The 2,285-nt window shown below is 73.5% G+C and carries 2 protein-coding genes; one reads left to right on the top strand and one right to left on the bottom strand.

Annotated features, from left to right (window positions below; all coding sequences use genetic code 11):
• Positions 1 to 1,029 (bottom strand): alkene reductase (locus N4P33_RS34765; protein WP_260830902.1); only part of this gene is annotated, 1,029 nt, incomplete at its 3' end.
• A gap of 147 nt (positions 1,030 to 1,176) precedes the next feature.
• Between N4P33_RS34765 and N4P33_RS34760 the strand changes: the two genes are divergently transcribed.
• Positions 1,177 to 2,285, top strand: a 1,109-nt coding sequence (locus N4P33_RS34760; protein ID WP_260830901.1) for an AAA family ATPase, incomplete at its 3' end; no start/stop codon positions are given.

The following is a 2,285-nucleotide window of genomic DNA, read 5'->3' as shown; positions in this document are numbered from 1 at the left end:
TCCGTAGAAGGTCTCCGGGTCGGGCGTGTTGAACGGGCCGCCGGCCTTGATCCGCTCGGGGAGGTCCGGGTTGGCGAGCCACAGCGAGCCGATGCTCACCGCGTCGCACAGGCCGTCCCGCAGGACCTCCTCGGCGGCCTCGGGCGTCACCGCGGCCTCCTCGCCGGTGGCGTGCGGGTTGAGGATCAGGACACCCGGCCACTCCTCGCGGATCAGCTTGGTGATGTCGCGGCCGCCGAACTCCATCAGGTGGACGTAGGCCAGGCCGAGCGGCGCCAGGGCGCGGATCAGGGCCCGGTACAGCGGGGCCGGGTCGCGCTCCTCGATGCCGTTGGTGGTGTTGCCCGGGGACAGGCGGATGCCGACCCGCTCGGGGCCGATCGCGTCGCTGACCGCCTGGGCGACCTCAACGGCGAACCGGATGCGGTTGTCGATGCCGCCGCCGTAGGCGTCGGTGCGCAGGTTGGTGTTGTCGGCGAGGAACTGGTGGATCAGGTAGCCGTTGGCGCCGTGCAGCTCCACACCGTCGAACCCGGCGTCCATCGCGTACTTGGCGGCCGCGATGTGGTCCTCGACCGCGCGGGCGATGTCCTCCAGGTCCATGGCCCGGGGCACCGGGTGGTCCAGCATGCCCTCCGGCGTGTACATCTTGCCGCCGGAGGCCACCGCCGAGGGCGCCACGGGCAGCGCGCCGTCCGGGTACAGGCTCGGGTGCCCGATCCGGCCGGAGTGCATCACCTGCACGAAGATCCGGCCCTGCCGCTCGTGCACCGCGTCGGTCACCCGGCGCCAGGCCTCCACCTGCTCGGGCGTGTGCACGCCCGGTGTGTCGATGTATCCCTGCCCGATCACGCAGGGCTGGGTGCCCTCGGTGATGATGAGGCCCGCTCCGGCGCGCTGCGCGTAGTACTGGGCCGCCAGGGGGGTCTGCACGCCGTCCCTGGCCCGGCTGCGCGTCATCGGCGCCATGACGAGCCGGTTGGGCAGCGTCAGCTTGCCCAGGGGCAGCGGTTCGAAGAAGTTGCTCACGATCTCCTCCATCGGGGAACCGGCTTGTTCCACACCGTAGGAAGGCGGGCACCGGGGCCGAATCAGTAAGATTTCTTAAACCGGGTACGTACTTCGGCACGGCTTGCCTACCGGTGGGCCGCATCGCGGGGAGTAGGGGGCACCTACGTGCTGTACGGCAGGTCCGTCGAGCTGGCGGCGCTTGAGGATCTGGCCGCCGGGGCCCGCGAGGGCCGCAGTGGCGCACTGGTGCTGCGGGGCGAGGCGGGCATCGGCAAGACCGCCCTGCTGGACCGGGCGGCGGAGTCGGCGTCGGCCGCCGGCATGCGGGTCCTGCGGGTCACCGGGGTCGAGCCGGAGGCGGACCTGGCCTTCGGCGGTCTCGTGCAGTTGCTGTGGCCGGTGCAGGACCGGCTGGACGGGCTGCCGCAGCCGCAGGCGGAAGCCCTGCGGGCGGTGCTCGGGATGGGCAGCACCCGGACGCAGGACCGGTTCCTGACCGGTCTCGCCGTGCTCACGCTCCTGGCGGACCTGGCCGAGCAGGGCCCGCTGCTGTGCCTCGTGGACGACGCCCAGTGGCTGGATCAGGCCACCTCCGACGCGTTGCTGTTCGCCGCCCGCCGGCTCGCCGCCGAGCAGGTGGCCATGGTGTTCGCGACCCGGGACGAGGGGTTCGCCGCGCCCGGTCTCACCGAGCTGCGGCCCTCGCGGCTGGACACTGGCGACGCGGTGAGCCTGCTCGCCGACCTAGGGCTCGCCCCCGCCCTGCGGGACCAGGTCATCGCCGAGTCCGCCGGGAACCCGCTGGCGCTCATCGAGTTCGGCGCCGCCCGCCGCGACGACCCCGGCAGGTTCACGCCGGTGACGGTCGCCGACCGGGTGCTGTCGTCGTACCGCACCCAGATCGCGGGGCTCCCCGAGAAGACGCGGCTGGCGCTGCTGTTCGCGGCGGCCGAGGGGCGGGGCGACCTGCCGCTGCAGATGAAGGCGGCCCGGACGCTGGGCGTGGGCCTGGAGGATCTGGAGGACGCGGAGCGGGCGGGCCTGATCCAGGTGACCGAGAGCACGGTCGCCTTCCGCCACCCGCTGATCGGGACGGCCGCCTACCAGGGCGCCGTGCTGGCCCGGCGGATCGCCGTCCACCAGGCGCTCGCCGACGCGGCCGAGGACCCCGACTGCCGGGCCCGGCACCTGCCGCTGGCCACGACGTCCCCCGATGACGAGGTCGCGGCCGAACTGGTCGCCGCCGCCGACCGGGCCGCCGACCGCAGCGCCTA

It is taken from the genome of Streptomyces sp. 15-116A, assembly GCF_025290915.1.
Classification (GTDB): Bacteria; Actinomycetota; Actinomycetes; order Streptomycetales; family Streptomycetaceae; genus Streptomyces.
This window is presented reverse-complemented; position numbering and strand designations above follow the sequence as displayed.